17 protein-coding genes are annotated in these 19,300 nt (G+C 56.8%); 8 read left to right on the top strand and 9 right to left on the bottom strand.

Features of this window, described 5'->3' with window-relative positions; genetic code table 11:
* Nucleotides 1-102: 102 nt before the first annotated feature.
* Nucleotides 103-801, top strand: coding sequence for a 7-cyano-7-deazaguanine synthase QueC (gene queC / locus AC2CGQ_RS20000; protein WP_015376848.1), 699 nt, complete (start codon nucleotides 103-105; stop codon nucleotides 799-801).
* A gap of 36 nt (nucleotides 802-837) precedes the next feature.
* Here the strand turns inward: queC and AC2CGQ_RS20005 are convergent, their stop codons facing one another.
* The 9 genes from AC2CGQ_RS20005 to bolA form a co-directional block, all read right to left on the bottom strand.
* Nucleotides 838-1,251 carry an acyl-CoA thioesterase gene (locus AC2CGQ_RS20005; protein ID WP_099982376.1) on the bottom strand — a complete coding sequence of 138 codons (414 nt, stop codon included), beginning with the start codon at nucleotides 1,249-1,251 and terminating at the stop codon, nucleotides 838-840.
* Between the two features lie 154 nt (nucleotides 1,252-1,405).
* Nucleotides 1,406-1,780 carry a ComEA family DNA-binding protein gene (locus tag AC2CGQ_RS20010; RefSeq protein ID WP_004940345.1) on the bottom strand — a complete coding sequence of 125 codons (375 nt, stop codon included), beginning with the start codon at nucleotides 1,778-1,780 and terminating at the stop codon, nucleotides 1,406-1,408.
* A gap of 138 nt (nucleotides 1,781-1,918) precedes the next feature.
* Nucleotides 1,919-3,802: a peptidylprolyl isomerase gene (gene ppiD / locus AC2CGQ_RS20015; RefSeq protein ID WP_004940347.1), complete on the bottom strand. Its 1,884-nt coding sequence runs from the start codon at nucleotides 3,800-3,802 to the stop codon at nucleotides 1,919-1,921.
* A gap of 178 nt (nucleotides 3,803-3,980) precedes the next feature.
* Entirely contained in the window at nucleotides 3,981-4,253 is a 273-nt protein-coding gene (gene hupB, locus AC2CGQ_RS20020) for a nucleoid-associated protein HU-beta (RefSeq protein ID WP_004940351.1), read from the bottom strand.
* A gap of 216 nt (nucleotides 4,254-4,469) precedes the next feature.
* Nucleotides 4,470-6,824, bottom strand: coding sequence for an endopeptidase La (gene lon, locus AC2CGQ_RS20025; protein WP_004940352.1), 2,355 nt, complete (start codon nucleotides 6,822-6,824; stop codon nucleotides 4,470-4,472).
* 194 nt (nucleotides 6,825-7,018) lie between these two features.
* The gene (gene clpX, locus AC2CGQ_RS20030; RefSeq protein WP_004940354.1) at nucleotides 7,019-8,290 is read right to left on the bottom strand and encodes an ATP-dependent protease ATP-binding subunit ClpX; all 1,272 of its coding nucleotides are present in this window, start codon (nucleotides 8,288-8,290) and stop codon (nucleotides 7,019-7,021) included.
* Nucleotides 8,291-8,433: 143 nt separating this feature from the next.
* Nucleotides 8,434-9,057, bottom strand: coding sequence for an ATP-dependent Clp endopeptidase proteolytic subunit ClpP (gene clpP / locus AC2CGQ_RS20035; protein WP_015376845.1), 624 nt, complete (start codon nucleotides 9,055-9,057; stop codon nucleotides 8,434-8,436).
* 438 nt (nucleotides 9,058-9,495) lie between these two features.
* Nucleotides 9,496-10,800: a trigger factor gene (gene tig / locus AC2CGQ_RS20040; RefSeq protein ID WP_031300019.1), complete on the bottom strand. Its 1,305-nt coding sequence runs from the start codon at nucleotides 10,798-10,800 to the stop codon at nucleotides 9,496-9,498.
* A 367-nt stretch (nucleotides 10,801-11,167) separates the two neighbouring features.
* Nucleotides 11,168-11,482, bottom strand: coding sequence for a transcriptional regulator BolA (bolA, locus tag AC2CGQ_RS20045; protein ID WP_004940361.1), 315 nt, complete (start codon nucleotides 11,480-11,482; stop codon nucleotides 11,168-11,170).
* Between the two features lie 314 nt (nucleotides 11,483-11,796).
* Between bolA and AC2CGQ_RS20050 the strand changes: the two genes are divergently transcribed.
* The 7 genes from AC2CGQ_RS20050 (at nucleotide 11,797) to cyoE (ending at nucleotide 19,141) form a co-directional block, all read left to right on the top strand.
* A complete protein-coding gene (locus AC2CGQ_RS20050) occupies nucleotides 11,797-12,375 on the top strand; it encodes a lipoprotein (protein WP_004940363.1) in 579 nt (192 codons plus the stop codon).
* 51 nt (nucleotides 12,376-12,426) lie between these two features.
* Nucleotides 12,427-13,905 carry a muropeptide MFS transporter AmpG gene (gene ampG / locus AC2CGQ_RS20055; protein WP_004940364.1) on the top strand — a complete coding sequence of 493 codons (1,479 nt, stop codon included), beginning with the start codon at nucleotides 12,427-12,429 and terminating at the stop codon, nucleotides 13,903-13,905.
* A gap of 440 nt (nucleotides 13,906-14,345) precedes the next feature.
* Nucleotides 14,346-15,296, top strand: coding sequence for a cytochrome o ubiquinol oxidase subunit II (gene cyoA / locus AC2CGQ_RS20060; RefSeq protein WP_004940365.1), 951 nt, complete (start codon nucleotides 14,346-14,348; stop codon nucleotides 15,294-15,296).
* A gap of 3 nt (nucleotides 15,297-15,299) precedes the next feature.
* Nucleotides 15,300-17,291, top strand: coding sequence for a cytochrome o ubiquinol oxidase subunit I (gene cyoB, locus AC2CGQ_RS20065; RefSeq protein ID WP_004940366.1), 1,992 nt, complete (start codon nucleotides 15,300-15,302; stop codon nucleotides 17,289-17,291).
* The gene (locus AC2CGQ_RS20070; protein WP_004940367.1) at nucleotides 17,281-17,895 is read left to right on the top strand and encodes a cytochrome o ubiquinol oxidase subunit III; all 615 of its coding nucleotides are present in this window, start codon (nucleotides 17,281-17,283) and stop codon (nucleotides 17,893-17,895) included. The genes cyoB and AC2CGQ_RS20070 overlap by 11 nt, the downstream gene beginning before the upstream one ends.
* A complete protein-coding gene (locus AC2CGQ_RS20075) occupies nucleotides 17,895-18,233 on the top strand; it encodes a cytochrome o ubiquinol oxidase subunit IV (RefSeq protein WP_004940369.1) in 339 nt (112 codons plus the stop codon). Before AC2CGQ_RS20070 ends, AC2CGQ_RS20075 begins: the two co-directional genes overlap by 1 nt.
* 17 nt (nucleotides 18,234-18,250) lie before the next feature.
* Nucleotides 18,251-19,141 carry a heme o synthase gene (cyoE, locus tag AC2CGQ_RS20080; RefSeq protein WP_015376842.1) on the top strand — a complete coding sequence of 297 codons (891 nt, stop codon included), beginning with the start codon at nucleotides 18,251-18,253 and terminating at the stop codon, nucleotides 19,139-19,141.
* Nucleotides 19,142-19,300: the final 159 nt, after the last annotated feature.

Below are 19,300 nucleotides of genomic sequence, written 5' to 3' on the forward strand. Positions count from 1 at the left end.
GCGCCTGGCGGCCCTTTCTGCTACTATTGTCGCCGCAACGCAATTTTTATCCTGCCGCCCGAATGTGTATCGGGAGAGGCCAAAGCCCAAAAAGGTGATTTTATGAAGCGCGCGGTTGTCGTTTTCAGCGGTGGACAAGACTCCACGACCTGCTTAATCCAGGCATTGCAACAGTATGACGAAGTTCACTGCGTCACGTTCGATTACGGCCAGCGCCATCGCGCCGAGATTGAAGTGGCTCAAGAGCTGTCGGTAGCCCTCGGTGCCAAGGCGCACAAGGTGCTGGACGTAACGCTGCTCAATGAGCTGGCCGTCAGCAGCCTGACGCGCGACAATATTCCGGTTCCCACCTACGATCCCAACCAGAAAAATGCGCTGCCGAGCACCTTCGTACCGGGCCGCAACATCCTGTTCCTGACGCTGGCGGCGATCTACGCCTACCAGGTCGAAGCGGAAGCGGTGATCACCGGCGTGTGTGAAACCGATTTCTCCGGCTACCCGGATTGCCGCGACGAGTTCGTTAAAGCGCTGAACAAGGCGGTGACGCTGGGCATCGCCCGCGATATCCGCTTCGAAACGCCGCTGATGTGGCTGAACAAGGCCGAGACCTGGGCGCTGGCGGATTATTACCACCAGCTGGATCGCGTACGCCAGGATACGCTGACCTGCTACAACGGCATCAAGGGTGACGGCTGCGGCGAGTGCGCCGCCTGCAACCTGCGCGCCAATGGCCTGACGCAGTACCGGGCCAACCAGGCAGAAGTGATGGCGGCGTTGAAGCAGAAAGCCGGCCTGGCCTGAGGGCAGTGACGGCGGCAGCCTATGCCGCCCGTGAGCTTACTGCGGATTATCCTTCAGCGTGAGCGCCTCCAGGTGCTCGCGCAATTCTCCTTCGATCGGCAGCGCACGCTGCGTTTTCAGATCGACGCACACGAAAGTCAGCAGCGCGTCTGCCACCGGCGTCCCCGCCGGATCCTGCGTCACCTTTTGGCTCAGCACCCCGCTCTTGCCGTTGAGCTGCACCATCTGGCTGTCGATACGCAGCTTATCCCCCAATACCGCCGGGCTGCGGTAATTGATATTGATGTTCACCACGATGAAAGCGATGTTGTTTTCCGTCATCCAGCGGAACCCGGCTTCGTTCTCCAACCAGTCCCAACGCGCCTCTTCCAGAAACTCCAGATAGCGGGCGTTGTTAACGTGCTGGTAAACATCAAGGTGATAACCGCGAACTTTGATAAAGGTTTGCATAGGGAACGATCGCTCCTGCCTGGTGATTACAGAAAGAGGGAGCCGCGCTGGCTCCCTCGCCCGTTTGGTCAACGCGCCAAACTGGTAAGACCTGTAAAATGTAGCAGAGGAGTCACGGCCTCAGCGCCATTTTGCCACGCAGCCGCGACCGGGATCACATTTTCAGCCGGGTGCGGTTCTTCTCAAACAGCGCCGGCCCGATGCCCGGTACCTCCTGTAACTGCTCAACCTGGGTGAACGGCCCGTTCTGTTCGCGATAGCGCACGATGCCTTCCGCCTTCTTCAGGCCGACGCCGCTCAAGGCGGCGGCCAGTTGTTCGGCAGTGGCCTGATTGATGCTGACCGCCGCCTCTTCGGTTGCCTTGGTCATCACCGATTGTCCGCCATGGCTCGCCGGTGTTGAGAGCATCGGCGCCTCGTTTTTTTCCACCGCGGCGGCCGGGCCGGCCAGGCATAACAACAGCGCGGTCAGCGCGGCGTTAACGTGACGACGGTAACCGAAAAACGCTTTTTTCTCTGAATATTGCATGCTGTATCCTCCTTGTGTGTGACAGCACGGCTACCTTGCCGCGGCGGCGAATATTCAGCAATCGACGGATGTCAGATATGGAAAAGGCCGCGAAAGCGGCCTTTGTTTGTTGCACTGCGTTGCAGAAAAATGCGGCGATTACTGAGGCTGTTGCTCAGCGGCGCCCATTTTGATCTTGGCTTCTTTACGCAGGCTCGCCAGCAGTGAATCGAAGGAAACGCCGGTCGCGCCCTCTTCCATCTTGCCGACGAAGGTTTTCATTTCATCTTCCGGCAGCGTGCCTGGCTTCACCGCATCAAGCGCAATCAGCACCACGTTGTCCTGACGATCCTGCGACATGCCGTAAACCGGCTTACCGTCCTGCGGGTGTGGCAGCGCGAACACGCTCTCCACCAGCTGGCTGTCTTCCGGCGCGCGCGCCATCTTCTGCACGGCGCCAAAGCTCAGGCCGGCGGCTTTCATCGCTTCGTCGCCCTTGCCCTGCTTCAGCTCAACCAGCAGCTTCTCGCCCTGCAGCTTCGCTGCCTGCAGCGCCTTGTTGCGTTTCACCAGTTCCGCCACGCGGTCTTTTACCTGGTCGAACGGTTCGATGCCTTCCGGCTTGTGGCCGCTCACGCGCACCACGAAAGCGCGGTCGCCGTCTACGGTGATCACGTCGGAGTTGCTGCCCGGCGCGCCGTTCTCGCCGATCAGCGAGCCGTCGAAGATCGCCTGCACCACCGGTTTGAAGTTCAGCGCGGCAGGGATGTTGTCGCGGGTGAACCAGTCGCTTTGCGCCGCTTTCACGCCGGCCGCTTCCTCAGCCGAGGCCAAAGATTCGTTGTCGCTGGTCGCCGCTTCGCTCACCTTCTGCTGCAGCGCGTAATAGGCGTCTACCGCTTTCTCCTGCTGCACCTGCTTGGCGATGGCGTCATGCACTTCGCTCAGCGGTTTCAGTTTCTCAGGTTCGATGTCGTTCAAACGCACGATCAGGTAGCCGACGGAGGATTTCACTACGCCAGACAGCTGCCCTTTCTCGGTCAGGTTAGCCTGCTTCAGTTCGTCGGCGGTGGTTTCCGGCTCCAGCCAACCCAGCTCGCCGCCGGTGCGGCGTGAGATGATGTCGGTGGATTTTTCTTTCGCCAGGGTGGCGAAATCGGCGCCCTTCTTCAGCTCATCCAGCGCCGCGTTGGCTTCCGCCTCGGTTTTCAGCTGGATCACGCTGTAGTTTTTACGCTCCGGCTGGCCGTAGCTGCTCTTGTGCTGGTCGTAGTAAGCGTTGATGTCCTCTTCGCTCACTTTCACCTTGTCCTGCATGGACGCGGCGTCCAGCGGGATATAGCTCACCTTCACCTGCTCCGGGGCGATGAAGCTGTTCTTGTTCTGATCGTAATACGCCTTCAGTTCGTCGTCGCCGGCGCTCTGTTTCGCCTGCAGCGCTTTCAAATCGATGGTCGCCAGGCGCACGTCGCGCTCCTGCAGCACCAGCGCCGCCATGGCTTGCGATTCAGACGGCAGCACGAAACCGGACTCGCCGAAGGCCTGGATCACCTGTTGATTGACCAACTGCTGACGCATCGACTGCGCGAAGTTGTCGGCGGTGTAGCCCATGCGGCCAATCAGATCGAGATATTTGGCGTTATCGAACTGGCCGTTGGTCTGGAAGTAAGGCGCCTTGCGGATGGCGTCCTTGATCTGATCGTCGCTGACCGCCAGGCCCAGCTTCTTGGCATACTGGTCGAGCAGCATGTTGTCGATCAACTGGGACAACACCTGACGGCGCATCTGCTGCATGTAGCCTTCGTTGCCGGCCAGCGCAGAGAACTGGTCACCCAGCTGCTGCTGCATGCGGCTGCGCTCACTTTGGAAAGCCTGTTCCAGCTGAGCGCGTTCGATCGTCTGACCATTTACTTTCGCAGCATAATCGCCGGAGCCGCCGATCAGGTAGTTACCCACCCCGGTCAGAACGAATGACAGGATGATCAGGGCCAGGATGATTTTGAGCACGACGTGATTGGCAGCCGCGCGTAAATTGTCCATCATAGTGTGACAACACTCCGCTGTGATGTGGATTAACAACCCTTGCGCAGGCGCGTTCCCTGCGACAAAAATAAAAAAAGCGCATCAGTCCGATGCGCCTTGTATCTTACCTTACCAGCACCGCTGCGTCAGGTGATTGTTTATTACAAAACCCTGTTACGCTAAACGGTTAGACGCTAAATCAGTTTACAGCGTCTTTCAGCGCTTTCCCTGCACGGAAGGCAGGTACTTTGGCTGCCGCGATCTTGATCTCTTTACCGGTTTGCGGGTTGCGGCCGGTACGGGCCGAACGTTCACGCACGGTAAAGGAACCGAAACCTACCAGAGCCACGTCATCCCCTGCTTTCAGGGAGTCGGTAACGGAAGCGATTACTGCGTCTAAAGCACGTCCCGCTGCCGCTTTGGAAATATCAGCACCTGCGGCAATCTTGTCGATCAGTTGTGACTTATTCACTCTATCATCCCCTCTAGAATTCTATCGTCGCACCGAAAAATCCCTACGGTTGCGACAGCGCAGCTGTTATATCAATCCCATCGAACCTTGGCAAGCCACCGACTGGGTGACAAAACGCGGGCCGACAGAGATCTAACTTAGCGGTACAAAAAAATACTGGCAAGTCCGAAATGGCTTGCCAGTATAAGTTTTATCAATGGTTTTTGCGATTCGTCACTATTTTGCCGCTACCGGCAGTGCGCCGAAGGCCGGGTTTTGCAACGCAATGTTCAAAACTTCATCGATTCGCTGCACCGGATGAATCTCCAGATCGGCGATAACATTGTCCGGAATCTCTTCCAGATCGCGCTTGTTCTCGTAAGGGATCAGCACGGTTTTGATGCCGCCGCGATGCGCCGCCAGCAGCTTCTCTTTCAGGCCGCCGATCGGCAACACCTGACCGCGCAGCGTGATCTCGCCGGTCATCGCCACATCGGCGCGTACCGGGTTGCCGGTCAGGCAGGAGACCAGCGCGGTGCACATCGCGATACCGGCGCTCGGGCCATCTTTCGGCGTCGCCCCTTCCGGCACGTGCACGTGGATGTCGCGTTTCTCGTAGAAATCGGCGTTGATGCCCAATTTCTCCGCGCGCGCGCGCACCACGGTCAGCGCCGCCTGAATCGATTCCTGCATCACTTCACCCAGAGAACCGGTGTAGGTCAGCTTGCCTTTGCCCGGCACGCAGGCGGTTTCGATGGTCAGCAAATCGCCGCCCACTTCCGTCCACGCCAGCCCGGTGACTTCCCCCACGCGGTTTTCGGTATCCGCACGGCCGTAATCGACGCGCTGCACGCCCAGGTAATCCTTCAGGTTGTCGCCGTTGATCTCGATATGCTTGCGCTTCTTGTCCATCAGCAGCGTTTTCACCGCTTTACGGCACAGTTTGGAGATTTCACGCTCCAGGCTGCGCACCCCGGCTTCGCGGGTATAGAAGCGAATAATGCCGATGATGGCGCTGTCGTCGACCGTCAACTCGCCTTTTTTCAGCGCATTGCGCTCGAGCTGCTTCGGCAGCAGGTGCTGTTTGGCGATGTTGAGCTTCTCGTCCTCGGTATAACCCGACAGGCGGATCACTTCCATACGGTCCAGCAGCGGCGCAGGAATGTTCATCGAGTTCGAGGTGGCGACAAACATCACGTCGGACAGATCGTAATCCACTTCCAGGTAGTGGTCGTTGAACGCCACGTTCTGTTCCGGATCCAGCACCTCCAGCAGAGCGGAGGCCGGATCGCCGCGCATGTCGGAAGACATCTTGTCGATCTCATCCAGCAGGAACAGCGGGTTCTTCACCCCAACCTTGGCCATCTTCTGGATCAGCTTGCCCGGCATCGAACCGATGTAGGTACGACGGTGACCGCGAATTTCCGCTTCGTCACGCACGCCGCCCAGCGCCATGCGTACGTACTGGCGACCGGTCGCTTTGGCGATCGACTGCCCCAGCGAGGTTTTACCCACGCCCGGCGGCCCCACCAGACACAGGATCGGCCCCTTGATTTTGCTGACGCGGCTCTGCACCGCGAGGTACTCGAGGATGCGATCTTTGACGCGCTCCAGGCCGTAGTGATCGGTATCGAGCACTTCCTGCGCCTTGTTCAGGTCTTTTTTCACCTTGCTGCGCGCATTCCACGGCACCTGCAGCATCCAGTCGATGTAGCCGCGCACCACGGTCGCTTCCGCCGACATCGGCGACATCATCTTCAGCTTTTGCAGTTCCGCTTCGGTTTTTTCGCGCGCCTCTTTCGGCATTTTCGCCGCATCGATCTTGCGCTTCAGCGCTTCGTGCTCGTCCGGCGCGTCGTCCATCTCGCCCAGTTCTTTCTGAATCGCCTTCATCTGCTCATTCAGATAGTACTCGCGCTGGCTCTTCTCCATCTGCTTCTTGACGCGGTTACGGATGCGTTTCTCAACCTGCAGCAGGTCGATCTCCGATTCCATCATCGCCATCAGGTATTCCAGACGCTCGGTGATGTCGGACATCTCGAGCACCGACTGCTTATCGCTGAGTTTCAGCGGCATGTGGGCGGCGATGGTGTCCGCCAGGCGCGCGGCGTCGTCGATGCTGTTGAGTGACGTCAGCACCTCCGGCGGGATTTTTTTGTTCAGTTTGATATAGCCTTCAAACTGATTGATCGCGGTGCGCACCAGCACTTCCTGCTCGCGCTCGTCGATAGCCGGCGACTCAAGGTATTCCGCCTGCGCGGCGAAATGCTCACCGCTGTCGGACAGCGTAGTGATGCGTGCGCGCTGCAGCCCCTCGACCAGCACTTTTACCGTGCCGTCCGGCAGCTTCAGCATCTGCAGGATCGACGCTACGGTGCCGACCGAGAACAAGTCGTTAATGCCAGGTTCATCCGTTGAGGCCTCTTTCTGTGCCACCAGCATGATCTTCTTATCGTGATCCATTGCGGCTTCGAGGCACCGAATCGATTTTTCCCGGCCAACAAATAACGGGATCACCATGTGCGGATAAACCACCACGTCGCGCAATGGCAAAACGGGGATTTCAATGCGTTCGGAACGCTCAGGGTTCATAGAGCTCTCTCTTAGTTTAATTTCCGCCAGGTTGAGGGGGAATCTCATGAGACGCAAGCATCTAACGTTTCATAAAATCTGGTTAATGAGTATATGGGGATGAATCTCTTACATTCAACGGCAAGAATGCAGGAAAAAGAAATGGGGGATGAAATCCCCCATTTTGCTGATAACGCGCTGGTTTAACTGGCTAATTATTCGCCAGACGCCTGGGCTTCAGGCTTGCCGTAAATCAGCAGCGGTTTGGATTGGCCGGCGATCACCGACTCGTCGATCACCACTTTGTCTACGCTGTCCATCGACGGCAGATCGTACATGGTGTCGAGCAGCGCGCCTTCCACGATGGAACGCAGGCCGCGGGCGCCGGTTTTGCGCGCCATGGCTTTCTTGGCGATGGCGTTCAGCGCTTCGTCGCGGAACTCCAGCTCCACGCCTTCCAGATTGAACAGCGCCTGATACTGCTTGGTCAGGGCGTTCTTCGGCTCTTTCAGGATCTGAATCAGCGCGTCCTCGCTCAGCTCGCTCAGGGTCGCCACCACCGGCAGACGGCCGATAAACTCAGGGATCAGACCAAACTTGATCAAATCTTCCGGTTCGGCCTGCAGCAGCAGTTCGCCTTCGGTGGCCTTCTCGGACTCGCCCTTGACGGTCGCGCCGAAGCCGATGCCGGAGCCGGTGTTGACGCGTTGACCGATCACCTTATCCAAGCCGGCAAATGCGCCGCCGCAGATAAACAGGATCTTGGAAGTATCGACCTGCAGGAATTCCTGTTGCGGATGCTTGCGCCCGCCCTGCGGTGGAACCGCGGCGATGGTGCCTTCAATCAGCTTCAGCAGCGCCTGCTGCACGCCTTCACCCGAGACGTCACGCGTGATCGACGGGTTGTCAGACTTACGGGAAATCTTATCGATTTCATCGATATAAACGATGCCGCGCTGCGCTTTCTGCACGTCATAGTCACATTTTTGCAACAGCTTCTGGATAATATTTTCCACGTCCTCGCCCACGTAACCGGCTTCGGTCAGCGTGGTGGCGTCGGCCATGGTGAACGGCACGTCCAGGAAGCGCGCCAGCGTTTCCGCCAGCAGAGTCTTGCCGCTGCCGGTCGGGCCGATCAGCAAGATGTTGCTCTTGCCCAACTCGATACCGTTGCTGGTATCGCCGTTGCGCAGGCGTTTGTAGTGGTTGTACACCGCAACCGCCAGCACTTTCTTCGCCTGCTCCTGGCCGATGACGTAGTCATCCAGGTGGTGGCGAATTTCGTGTGGCGTCGGCAGCGCACTGCGCTCACGATGCGGGGCAACTTCTTTAATCTCTTCGCGAATAATGTCGTTACACAGATCGACACATTCATCGCAGATATACACTGACGGCCCGGCAATCAGCTTACGCACTTCATGCTGGCTTTTGCCGCAAAAAGAGCAGTACAGCAGCTTTCCTGAACCGTCTTTGCGCTTATCTGTCATCAGTCAAACCTCTTCTTTAGTCTTGTCCCGCAGGAAAATCACGGCGGCAGTGCGCCCAAACTCATATCGGGAACGCCGAGGGGCTACAACAGAGCGAGCCCCTGCCCACTCTGATTACTATAGTCCATCGGCGCCGCGTGGTTCTAGCTGCGGTGTGTCAGAATGCCGTCAACCAGGCCGTATTCCACGGCTTCGTCCGCGGTCATAAAGCGATCGCGCTCGGTATCGCGCTCGATCTGCTCCAGCGGCTGGCCGGTATGCTCGGCCATCAGTTCGTTCATGCGCGCTTTCACCTTGAGGATTTCACGCGCGTGGATTTCGATGTCCGTCGCCTGGCCCTGGTAGCCGCCCAGCGGCTGGTGAATCATCACGCGCGAGTTCGGCAGGCAGAAACGTTTGCCTTTGGCGCCCGCGGTCAGCAGGAAGGAGCCCATCGAGCACGCCTGGCCCATACAGATGGTGCTGACGTCCGGCTTGATGAACTTCATGGTGTCGTAAATTGACATGCCCGCGGTAATTACCCCACCCGGCGAGTTGATGTAGAGGTAAATGTCTTTTTCCGGGCTTTCCGCTTCGAGGAACAACATTTGCGCCACGATCAGGTTGGCCATGTGATCTTCCACCTGGCCGGTCAGGAAAATGATGCGCTCTTTCAGCAGGCGGGAATAAATGTCGTAAGAACGCTCCCCGCGTGAAGTCTGCTCTACCACCATCGGCACCAGCGCCATGTTCGGTGCAAATTGATCTCGTTCGCCACTGTATGACATTACCGTCTCCTAATAGAAATTGCCTTGGCGGCCAGGGTGTCACCCTAATACGCCGATTCTACTTGAGAACGGCCATGATGACTATGCTCAAGCATTCGACCCGCGCCGCACGTACCCGACGGTTGTTTTATCCCGCGCACTTTGGCAAACAGCCCCAGAATCATTCTTTACAGATGGGGGGAGCCCGGCGCGATTTCAAGCCCAGAGGCCGATTTTCTCCGCGCGCCGGAAACGATGCCGTTATTCTGACCTTTATCATGCCAGCCAGTTCCCCAGGCAACAGGGTAAATATAGTGCATATTATCCCGCTTAACCTGAGATTAATCAGCAACGTGGCAAAAAGAAAAGCCCGCAACCTGAGGTTGCGGGCTTTTTCATCGTGCGCCGGTTCGCCAGGCGAAACCGGGGGCGCCGTTCATCGCGCCCGGCACGCAGGCATTACGCCTGTTGAGTTTGGTTCATCAGCTCGCTGAAGGTAGTGGCTTTTTCAGTCACTTTCGCTTTTGCCAGCAGGGCTTCAACCGCTTGCTCTTCCAGAGCCACGTTGCGCATGTTGTTCATCAGCTCTTTGTTTTTGCTGTAGAACTCGATGACTTCGCTCGGATCTTCGTAGGCGGAGGCCATTTCTTCGATCAGCGTCTTCACGCGGTCTTCGTCAGCTTTCAGATCGTTGGTGCTGATCACTTCGCCCAGCAGCAGGCCAACCACTACGCGGCGTTTCGCCTGCTCTTCGAACAGTTCACGTGGCAGTTCCAGCGCTTGCTTCTCGTTGCCGCCGAAACGCTGTGCAGCCTGACGACGCAGCACGTCGATTTCGCCGTCGATCAGGGCAGCAGGCACGTCGATTTCGTTCGCGCTCACCAGGCCTTCGATCGCCTGAGACTTGATGCGGTTACGCACGGCGCCTTTCAGCTCGCGCTCCATGTTCTTGCGAACCTCGGTGCGCAGGCCGGCAACGGAACCGTCCGCCACGCCGAAACGCTTGATGAACTCTTCGGTCAGTTCCGGCAGCTCGCGCTCTTCAACTTTCTTCAGCACGATAGCGAATTTGGCCGCTTTGCCCTTCAGGTTTTCCGCGTGGTAGTCTTCCGGGAAGTTCACGTCGATGGAGAACTCTTCGCCCGCTTTGTGACCGACCAGGCCTTCTTCGAAGCCTGGGATCATGCGGCCCTGGCCCATTGCCAGCACGAAGTCGGACGCTTTGCCGCCTTCGAACTCTTCACCGTCGATAGAACCGGTGAAGTCAACGGTCACGCGATCTTCAGCTTCCGCCGCGCGATCGGTTTCTTTCCAGGTGGCCTGCTGCTTGCGCAGGGTATCCAGCATCGCGTCGACGTCTTCGTCGTTCACTTCAACTACAGGTTTTTCGACTTCGATGTTTTCCAGGCCTTTCAGCTCAACTTCTGGATACACTTCGAATTCAACGGCGAAAGTGAAGTCTTCACCTTCTTTGTACTCGCCCGGCACGTAGTTTGGTGCGCCGGCCGGATTAATCTTTTCTTTGATGATCGCGTCAACGAAGCTGCGCTGCATTGCTTCGCCCAGCACGTCCTGACGAACAGAGGCGCCGTAACGCTGTTCCACGATGTTCATCGGCACTTTGCCTTTGCGGAAGCCGTCGATACGCACGCTTTTCGCTGCGTTGATCAGCTCTTTCTTCACCGCCTGCTTGATAGTATCAGCCGGTACAGTAATAGAGAGACGGCGCCCAAGGCCTTGAGTGGTTTCTACTGAAACTTGCATCTTGTTACCTCAAAAAAATCACAGTGCTCGGTCAACTCCGTTCCAAGAACCAGGACGGCTACAGATAAGAACCGAGTTCCCTGATGACAGAAGCGTCCCGAAACCATTCCGGAAAAATAAGACGCGACATTATAGCGACGCATGCGTGGCGAGTCGAGGAAAGCTAGGCGGCGCAGGCGCGCTAAAACTCACACTTTTGCCGATTCGATCGCCCAAAGGCCGCCAAAACAGACCGAACGTTGGCCACATTGCGCGTCGGCCGTGTCGTCGTCAAAAACAGAAACGGCCCGCAGGCCGTTTCAAAATTCGTCAGTAGTAATACCCTAATTCAAGGGCAAAGTTCCACTGATACCTGAAAATTTCCCCCTCAGGCCAGCGTGCCGGCGCCGCGGCACGGCGGCGAGGCCGGCACGGTATCCTGCAGACCTTCCCACTCTTTGAGCGTATAGGTGTGCAGCGCCAGCGCGTGTACGCCGTCCGCCAGCTCCTCCGACAATACGCCGTAGATGGAGCGGTGGCGCGTCAAAAAACGTTCGCCGACGAAGCGATCGCTGACCAATACCACTTTGAAATGGCTTTCTGAACCCGCCGGAACGTTATGACGATAGCTTTCATCAACGACTTCCAGATACGCGGGCTCAAACGCCGCCCTTAACTTTGCTTCTATTTGCTCGCGAATCATAGGATCTCCTTACAACACCGGCAGAGGACCGTGCCCATCTAGTTCAATATTAGCCGGTTTTCCCCCGTTTAGACCATCGCCGGGACAAATTTCTCTTTTCTGCGGTCAAATGATGAGCGCCATCCCCGCCGCTTGGGGGATTATCCGATTGAGCGGGCCAAAAAAGCGTGTTTTTATCAACGGCAGGTAAAAATTTGTCACTCAGGCGCCTTCCGCGCTTCCACCGCACGGCGGCGATGCTATGATGTCGGCAATTTGTTGTCGGCTATCCCGCTCTGATTATTGCTAAATCCATCGAGAATGAGACAGAAAACATGTTAAAGAAACTTTGTCTTCCTTTGCTGGCCGCCCTGCTGCTGGCCGGCTGCGCGACCAGCAGCAACACCCTGAACGTCACGCCGAAAATCGTTCTGCCGCAGCAGGATCCTACCCTGCAGGGCATCACTGTCAGCATCAACGGCGCGGATCAGCGCACCGACCAGGCGCTGGCCAAGGTGAACCGCGACGGCCAGTTGGTCACGCTGACGCCATCGCGCGATCTGCGTTTCCTGCTGCAGGAAGTGCTGGAGAAACAGATGGGCGCACGCGGCTACATGATCGGTGCCGACGGCCCGGTGGCGCTGCAAATCGTCGTCAATAACCTGTACGCGGACGTCGCCGAAGGTAACCTGCGCTACAACATCACCACCAAAGCCGACATCTCGATCATCGCCCAGGCGAAGAACGGCAACAAGCAGGTGAAGAATTACCGCTCGACCTATAACGTGCAGGGCGCCTTTACGGCGACCAACGAGAAGATCACCGACGCCGTCAACTCCGTGCTGGGCGACGTGATCGCCGACATGGCTCAGGACACCAGCGTCAACGATTTCATCAAGCAAAACGCGCGCTAATCGGCGCGCCTGGCGCCGCCCGGCGGATCGGGCGGCGCAGACAGGGAACTCATGTCGAAACACTATCTGAACATCTTCACCCAGCGTAACTCCGCCATTCTGCTGCTGCTGGGCTTCGCGTCGGGTCTGCCGCTGGCATTGACCTCCGGCACGCTGCAAGCCTGGATGACCGTCGAAAATATCGATCTGAAAACCATCGGCATCTTCTCGCTGGTAGGCCAGGCCTACGTCTTCAAATTCCTCTGGTCGCCGTTCATGGACCGCTATACCCCGCCGTTTCTCGGGCGGCGGCGCGGTTGGCTGCTGATCAGCCAGCTGTTGCTGGTGGCGGCGATTGTGGCGATGGGCTTTATGCAGCCCGCGCAGCACCTGTGGTGGCTGGCGGCGTTGGCGGTGCTGGTGGCGTTCTGCTCCGCCTCGCAAGATATCGTGTTCGACGCCTATAAAACCGATCTGCTGAAAGCCGAAGAACGCGGCACGGGCGCGGCGATCTCGGTGCTGGGTTATCGGCTGGCGATGCTGGTTTCCGGCGGCCTGGCGCTGTGGCTGGCGGATCGCTATTTCGGCTGGCAAGCCACCTACTGGCTGATGGCCGGATTGATGCTGATCGGCGTGGCCGCCACGCTGTTGGCGCCGGAGCCGGACGAAAGCATCCCGGCGCCGCGCACCATGGAACAGGCGGTCGTCGCGCCGCTGCGCGATTTCTTCGGCCGCAACAACGCCTGGCTGATCCTGCTGCTGATCGTGATGTACAAAATGGGCGACGCCTTCGCCGGAAGCCTGAGTACCACCTTCCTGATCCGCGGCGTGGGGTTCGACGCCGGTGAAGTCGGGCTGGTGAACAAAACCCTCGGCCTGTTCGCGACCATCGTCGGCGCCCTGTTCGGCGGCGTGCTGATGCAGCGTCTCAGCCTGTTCCGCGCGCTGATGCTGTTCGGCGTCCTGCAGGCGGTCTCCAATCTCGGGTATTGGATCCTGGCGGTGACCGACAAGAGCCTGCTCACCATGGGCAGCGCCATCTTCCTCGAAAATCTGTGTGGCGGCATGGGCACCGCGGCCTTCGTGGCGCTGCTGATGACGCTGTGCAACCGGTCGTTCTCCGCCACCCAGTTCGCGCTGCTGTCGGCGTTGTCCGCCGTAGGGCGCGTCTATGTCGGCCCGATCGCCGGCTGGTTCGTTGAAGCCCACGGTTGGCCGTTGTTCTACCTGTTCTCTATCGCCGCTGCCCTGCCCGGCTTGCTGCTGCTCGGTATCTGTCGTCAGACGTTGGAGCACACCCAGCAGCATGGCAATTTTATGCCGCGCACCGAGTTTTCAGAATCTTACCGTTGGGCGCTGCGCTTGCTGACGCTAGGCTGTTCGCTGTTGGGCCTGTGGTTGCTGTTGCTTATCGCCAATGCGCTGGATTGGACGCAGGCCCCACAGTTGGCCGATCGGCTGCTGCAGGTCGGCGCCGCGCTGAGCCTGCTCGGCGTCGCCATGGGCAGTACTTTGGATTACCTCGCCCTGCGCCGCACCCGTTTGGCATAATCTGAACGGCCGGTGATTTCGCCGGCCGAAAAAAAAGCGATCCGGGGGAATATTTATTTCGGTAAAAAAAGATAATCGGCGCGGAAATTATTTTTTTATCCGACTGCCGCACTCGGAAATAAAATTAAATTCACCTTTAAGACACAATTATTTTACATTAAACAAACCTTTTCTGCGTATTTCCCCGCCGCGCATTTCTTCGCCAAATTCATCATACCTTTAGTTTTCCTTAACATACGGGCTGCTCGTCACGATTCAGCGTGCCAACGCGTTGTTGTCATTGGTAAATTATCACGCAGGGTTACATCTGTGACCCCCTTAACAGAAAGTGTCAACAAGCCGCTGACACTCCCTTAAGCATGTTTACAGTACTGCAACCTTCCCGTAAAATGCCCGCACACATGAAACGACAATTGAGCCTTTGTTATTGAGGTCGTTAGATGAGACTTAAGAAATACAATAAAAGTATTGGGATGCTGTCATTAATCGCAGGCACTGTATTGCTCAGTGGCTGCGATATGGTTTTGATGAATCCCAAAGGAGCAATTGGTGTTGAGCAACGGACACTGATTATCACTGCAATCGCGTTGATGTTGATCGTAGTGGTGCCAGTTATCTTCATGGCGTTCGCCTTTGCCTGGAAGTATCGCGCTTCCAACAAAGACGCCAAGTACAGTCCGAACTGGGCCCACTCCAACAAGATCGAAGCGGTCGTCTGGACCATTCCTATCATTATCATCGCCATCCTTGGCACCATTACCTGGAAGACCACCCACGAACTCGATCCGTTCAAGCCGATTGTCACTGACAAGAAGCCGATGACGATCGAAGTGGTGTCGCTCGACTGGAAATGGCTGTTCATCTACCCGGAACAAGGCATTGCGACCGTTAATGAGCTGGCTTTCCCGAAAGATGTTCCAGTCGAATTCAAGATCACCTCTAACTCGGTAATGAACTCGTTCTTTATCCCGCAGTTGGGTGGACAGATTTATGCGATGGCCGGCATGCAGACCAAACTGCACCTGATCGGCAACGAAGCCGGTGCCTACAAAGGCATCTCCAGCAGCTACAGCGGCGCAGGCTTCTCCGGTATGAAATTCACCGCGATCGTTACCCCGACCGAAGGCGACTTCGATCAGTGGGTGGCCAAGGTGAAGGCATCGTCTAAAAACCTGAACACCACCGACGACTTTAACAAACTGGCAGAGCCGAGTGAAAACAACCCGGTTGAGTACTTTGCCGCTGTCAAACCGAATTTGTTCAAAGAAACAATTGCCAAATTCATGGGCGACATGGATATGCACAAGGGCGCTGGCGCGCACGAAGGCATGGACATGAGCCAAGGTATGGACATGGGTGAACATGCTGCTCACGCCGGAGCCGAGGAATAACTGATGTTGGGAAAATTAACACTTGATGCGGTTCCGTACCACGAACCGATCATCATGGTCACCGTAGCCGCAATTATTGTCGGGGGCCTGGCAGTGCTGGCGCTGCTGACGTATTTCGGTAAATGGAAGTGGCTGTGGAGCGAATGGCTGACTTCGGTCGACCATAAAAAAATTGGTATCATGTACATCATCGTGGCGATGGTCATGCTGCTGCGCGGCTTTGCCGACGCCATCATGATGCGTAGCCAGCAGGCGTTGGCGTCCGCCGGCGAAGCCGGGTTCCTGCCGCCGCACCACTACGACCAGATCTTCACCGCGCACGGCGTCATCATGATCTTCTTCATGGCGATGCCTTTCGTGGTTGGCCTGATGAACGTTGTGGTGCCGCTGCAAATCGGTGCGCGCGACGTCGCCTTCCCGTTCCTGAACTCCCTGAGCTTCTGGTTCTTCGTGGTGGGTGTGGTGCTGATCAACATCTCCCTGGGGGTCGGTGAGTTCGCTCAGACCGGTTGGCTGGCGTATCCGCCGCTGTCGGGTAAAGAGTACAGTCCTGGCGTCGGGGTCGATTACTGGATCTGGAGTCTGCAGATTTCCGGTCTGGGTACCCTGCTGACCGGCGTGAACTTCTTCGCCACCATTCTGAAGATGCGTGCCCCTGGCATGCCTATGATGAAGATGCCGGTGTTCACCTGGGCGGCGCTGTGCACCAACGTCCTGATCATCGTTTCTTTCCCAATTCTGACCGTCACCATCGCGCTGCTGACCCTGGATCGCTATCTGGGCACCCATTTCTTCACCAATGATATGGGCGGCAACATGATGATGTACATCAACCTGATTTGGGCCTGGGGTCACCCAGAGGTGTACATTCTGGTTCTGCCGGTGTTCGGCGTATTCTCCGAAGTCACCGCGACCTTCTCCAGAAAACGCCTGTTCGGCTATACCTCACTGGTATGGGCAACCATCGCGATCACCGTTCTGTCGTTCATCGTCTGGCTGCACCACTTCTTCACCATGGGGTCCGGCGCGAACGTTAACGCCTTCTTCGGTATCGCCACCATGATCATTTCCATCCCGACCGGGGTGAAAATCTTCAACTGGCTGTTCACCATGTATCAGGGCCGCATCAAGCTCAACTCCGCAATGCTGTGGACCGTTGGCTTCATCATCACCTTCTCCGTGGGTGGTATGACCGGCGTTCTGCTGGCGGTGCCGGGCGCGAACTTCGTGCTGCACAACAGCCTGTTCCTGATCGCGCACTTCCACAACGTCATCATCGGCGGCGTGGTGTTCGGTTGCTTCGCGGGCCTGACCTACTGGTTCCCGAAATCCTTCGGCTTCACGCTGAACGAAAAATGGGGCATCCGCGCGTTCTGGTTCTGGATCATCGGCTTCTTCACCGCCTTCATGCCGCTGTACGCATTGGGCTTTATGGGCATGACCCGTCGTATCAGCCAGAACATCAACCCTGAGTTCCACCCTCTGCTGCTGGTTGCAGCCGGCGGTGCGGCGTTGATCGCCTGCGGCATCCTGTGCCAGCTGACCCAGATCTTCGTCAGTATCCGTGACCGCGAACAAAACCGCGATCTGACCGGTGACCCATGGGGTGCTCGTACTCTGGAGTGGTCAACCTCGTCTCCACCGCCGTTCTATAACTTTGCCGTAGTGCCGCAGATTCATGACCGCGATGAATTCTGGGACATGAAAGAAAAAGGCGAAGCTTATAAGAAACCGGCTAAATACGAACCGATTCATATGCCTAAGAACACCGGCGCCGGCGTTATCATCGCCTTCTTCAGCCTGGTATTCGGTTTCGCAATGATTTGGGAAATCTGGTGGATGGCTCTGGCCGGCTTCATCGGTATGATCGTTGTCTGGATCGGCAAGAGCTTCGATCACGATGTTGACTACTATGTGCAGGTTGATGAAATCGAGCGCATTGAGAACCAACACTACGAACAAATCCGTAAAGCAGGCGTGAACCATGTCAACTGAAACTCTGACCAATCATAACGCAGCCCATGCAGAGCATGGGCACCACGACGCGGGAGAGACCAAAGTCTTCGGATTCTGGATCTACCTGATGAGCGACTGTATTTTGTTTGCGAGCTTGTTCGCGACTTATGCAGTCCTGGTGAACGGGACCGCTGGCGGTCCCTCAGGCAAAGACATCTTCGACCTGAAGTTTGTCCTGGTCGAAACTTTCCTGCTGTTGTTCAGCTCCATCACCTACGGCATGGCGATGATCGCCATGAACAAGGGTAAAGTTGGCGGTGTAAACACCTGGTTGTTCCTGACCTTCCTGTTTGGTCTGGGCTTCGTGGCGATGGAAATCTATGAATTCCATCACCTGATCGCCGAAGGCTTCGGGCCGGATCGCAGCGCGTTCCTGTCCAGCTTCTTCGCGCTGGTCGGCACCCACGGTCTGCACGTGACTTCCGGCCTGATTTGGATCATCGTGCTGATGATTCAGGTGAGCAAGTTCGGCCTGACCGCGACCAACAAAACCCGTCTGATGTGCCTGAGCCTGTTCTGGCACTTCCTGGACGTGGTCTGGATCTGCGTATTTACCGTTGTCTACCTGCTGGGGGTTATGTAATGAGCCATTCATCCCATGAAACCTCTCACGGCGGCGCAAGCCACGGCAGCGTGAAGTCATACCTGATCGGCTTTATCCTGTCGATCATCCTGACGGTAATTCCATTTGCGATGGTAATGAACGGCACTGCCTCTCATTCAACCATCCTGGCGGTTGTTGTCGGTATGGCGGTTATCCAGGTGATTGTTCACCTGGTTTACTTCCTGCACATGAACACCTCATCGGAAGAGCGCTGGAACCTGGTGGCATTGCTGTTCACCGCTATGATCATCGGTATCGTTGTTGTAGGTTCACTCTGGATTATGTACAACCTCAACATCAATATGATGGTCGATTAAGAGCTGAGCTGCACGTGATGATTAAGCAATACCTGCAAGTCACTAAACCAGGAATTATTTTCGGCAATTTAATTTCTGTCGTTGGGGGATTCCTGCTCGCTTCCAAAGGGAGCATCGACTATCCCCTGTTTCTCGCCACCCTGGTGGGTGTCTCGTTGGTGGTCGCGTCGGGCTGTGTGTTTAACAACTACATCGACCGCGATATCGACAAGAAAATGGAGAGAACGAAGAATCGGGTGCTGGTAAAAGGCCTGATCGCGCCGAGTGTCACCCTGGTTTATGCGACCGTGTTGGGTATTGCGGGCTTCGCGTTGCTGTATATCGCGGCCAACCCGCTGGCCATGTGGCTGGCGGTGATGGGCTTCGTGGTTTATGTCGGCGTTTACAGCCTGTACATGAAACGCCATTCGGTCTACGGCACGCTGATCGGCAGCTTGTCGGGCGCCGCGCCGCCGGTTATCGGCTACTGCGCGGTCACCAACGAGTTCGACGCCGGCGCGTTGATCCTGCTGGCTATCTTTAGCCTGTGGCAGATGCCGCATTCTTATGCGATCGCTATCTTCCGCTTTAAAGATTACCAGGCGGCCAACATTCCGGTGCTGCCGGTGGTGAAAGGCATTTCCGTCGCCAAGAACCACATCACGGTCTACATCCTGGCATTTATGATCGCCACGCTGATGCTGACCCTGGTGGGCTACGCCGGCTACAAATACCTGATCGTCGCTGCGGCGGTGAGCGTATGGTGGCTGGGCATGGCGCTGCGCGGTTATAAAACCGAAAACGACAGCGTCTGGGCGCGCAAACTGTTCGTGTTCTCCATCGTCGCCATCACCTCGCTGAGCGTGATGATGTCGATCGACTTCAGCGCCACGGCGGCGCCTGAAGCGCTGGTGACCTACGTTTGGTAAGCCAAATCATCTGTGAATGGGCCGCTTTTGCGGCCCATTTTATTTGTCACGCCGAAAAGCGGCCAAACTGTAATATCTGTTAAACAACATTCGATTTACCCCCCCTGCCCCGCACACTAAAATGACGCAGCTTTACAGAAATCATGCCATCAGGCGCTG

It is taken from the genome of Serratia sp. DFXYC6 (genome assembly GCF_057196085.1).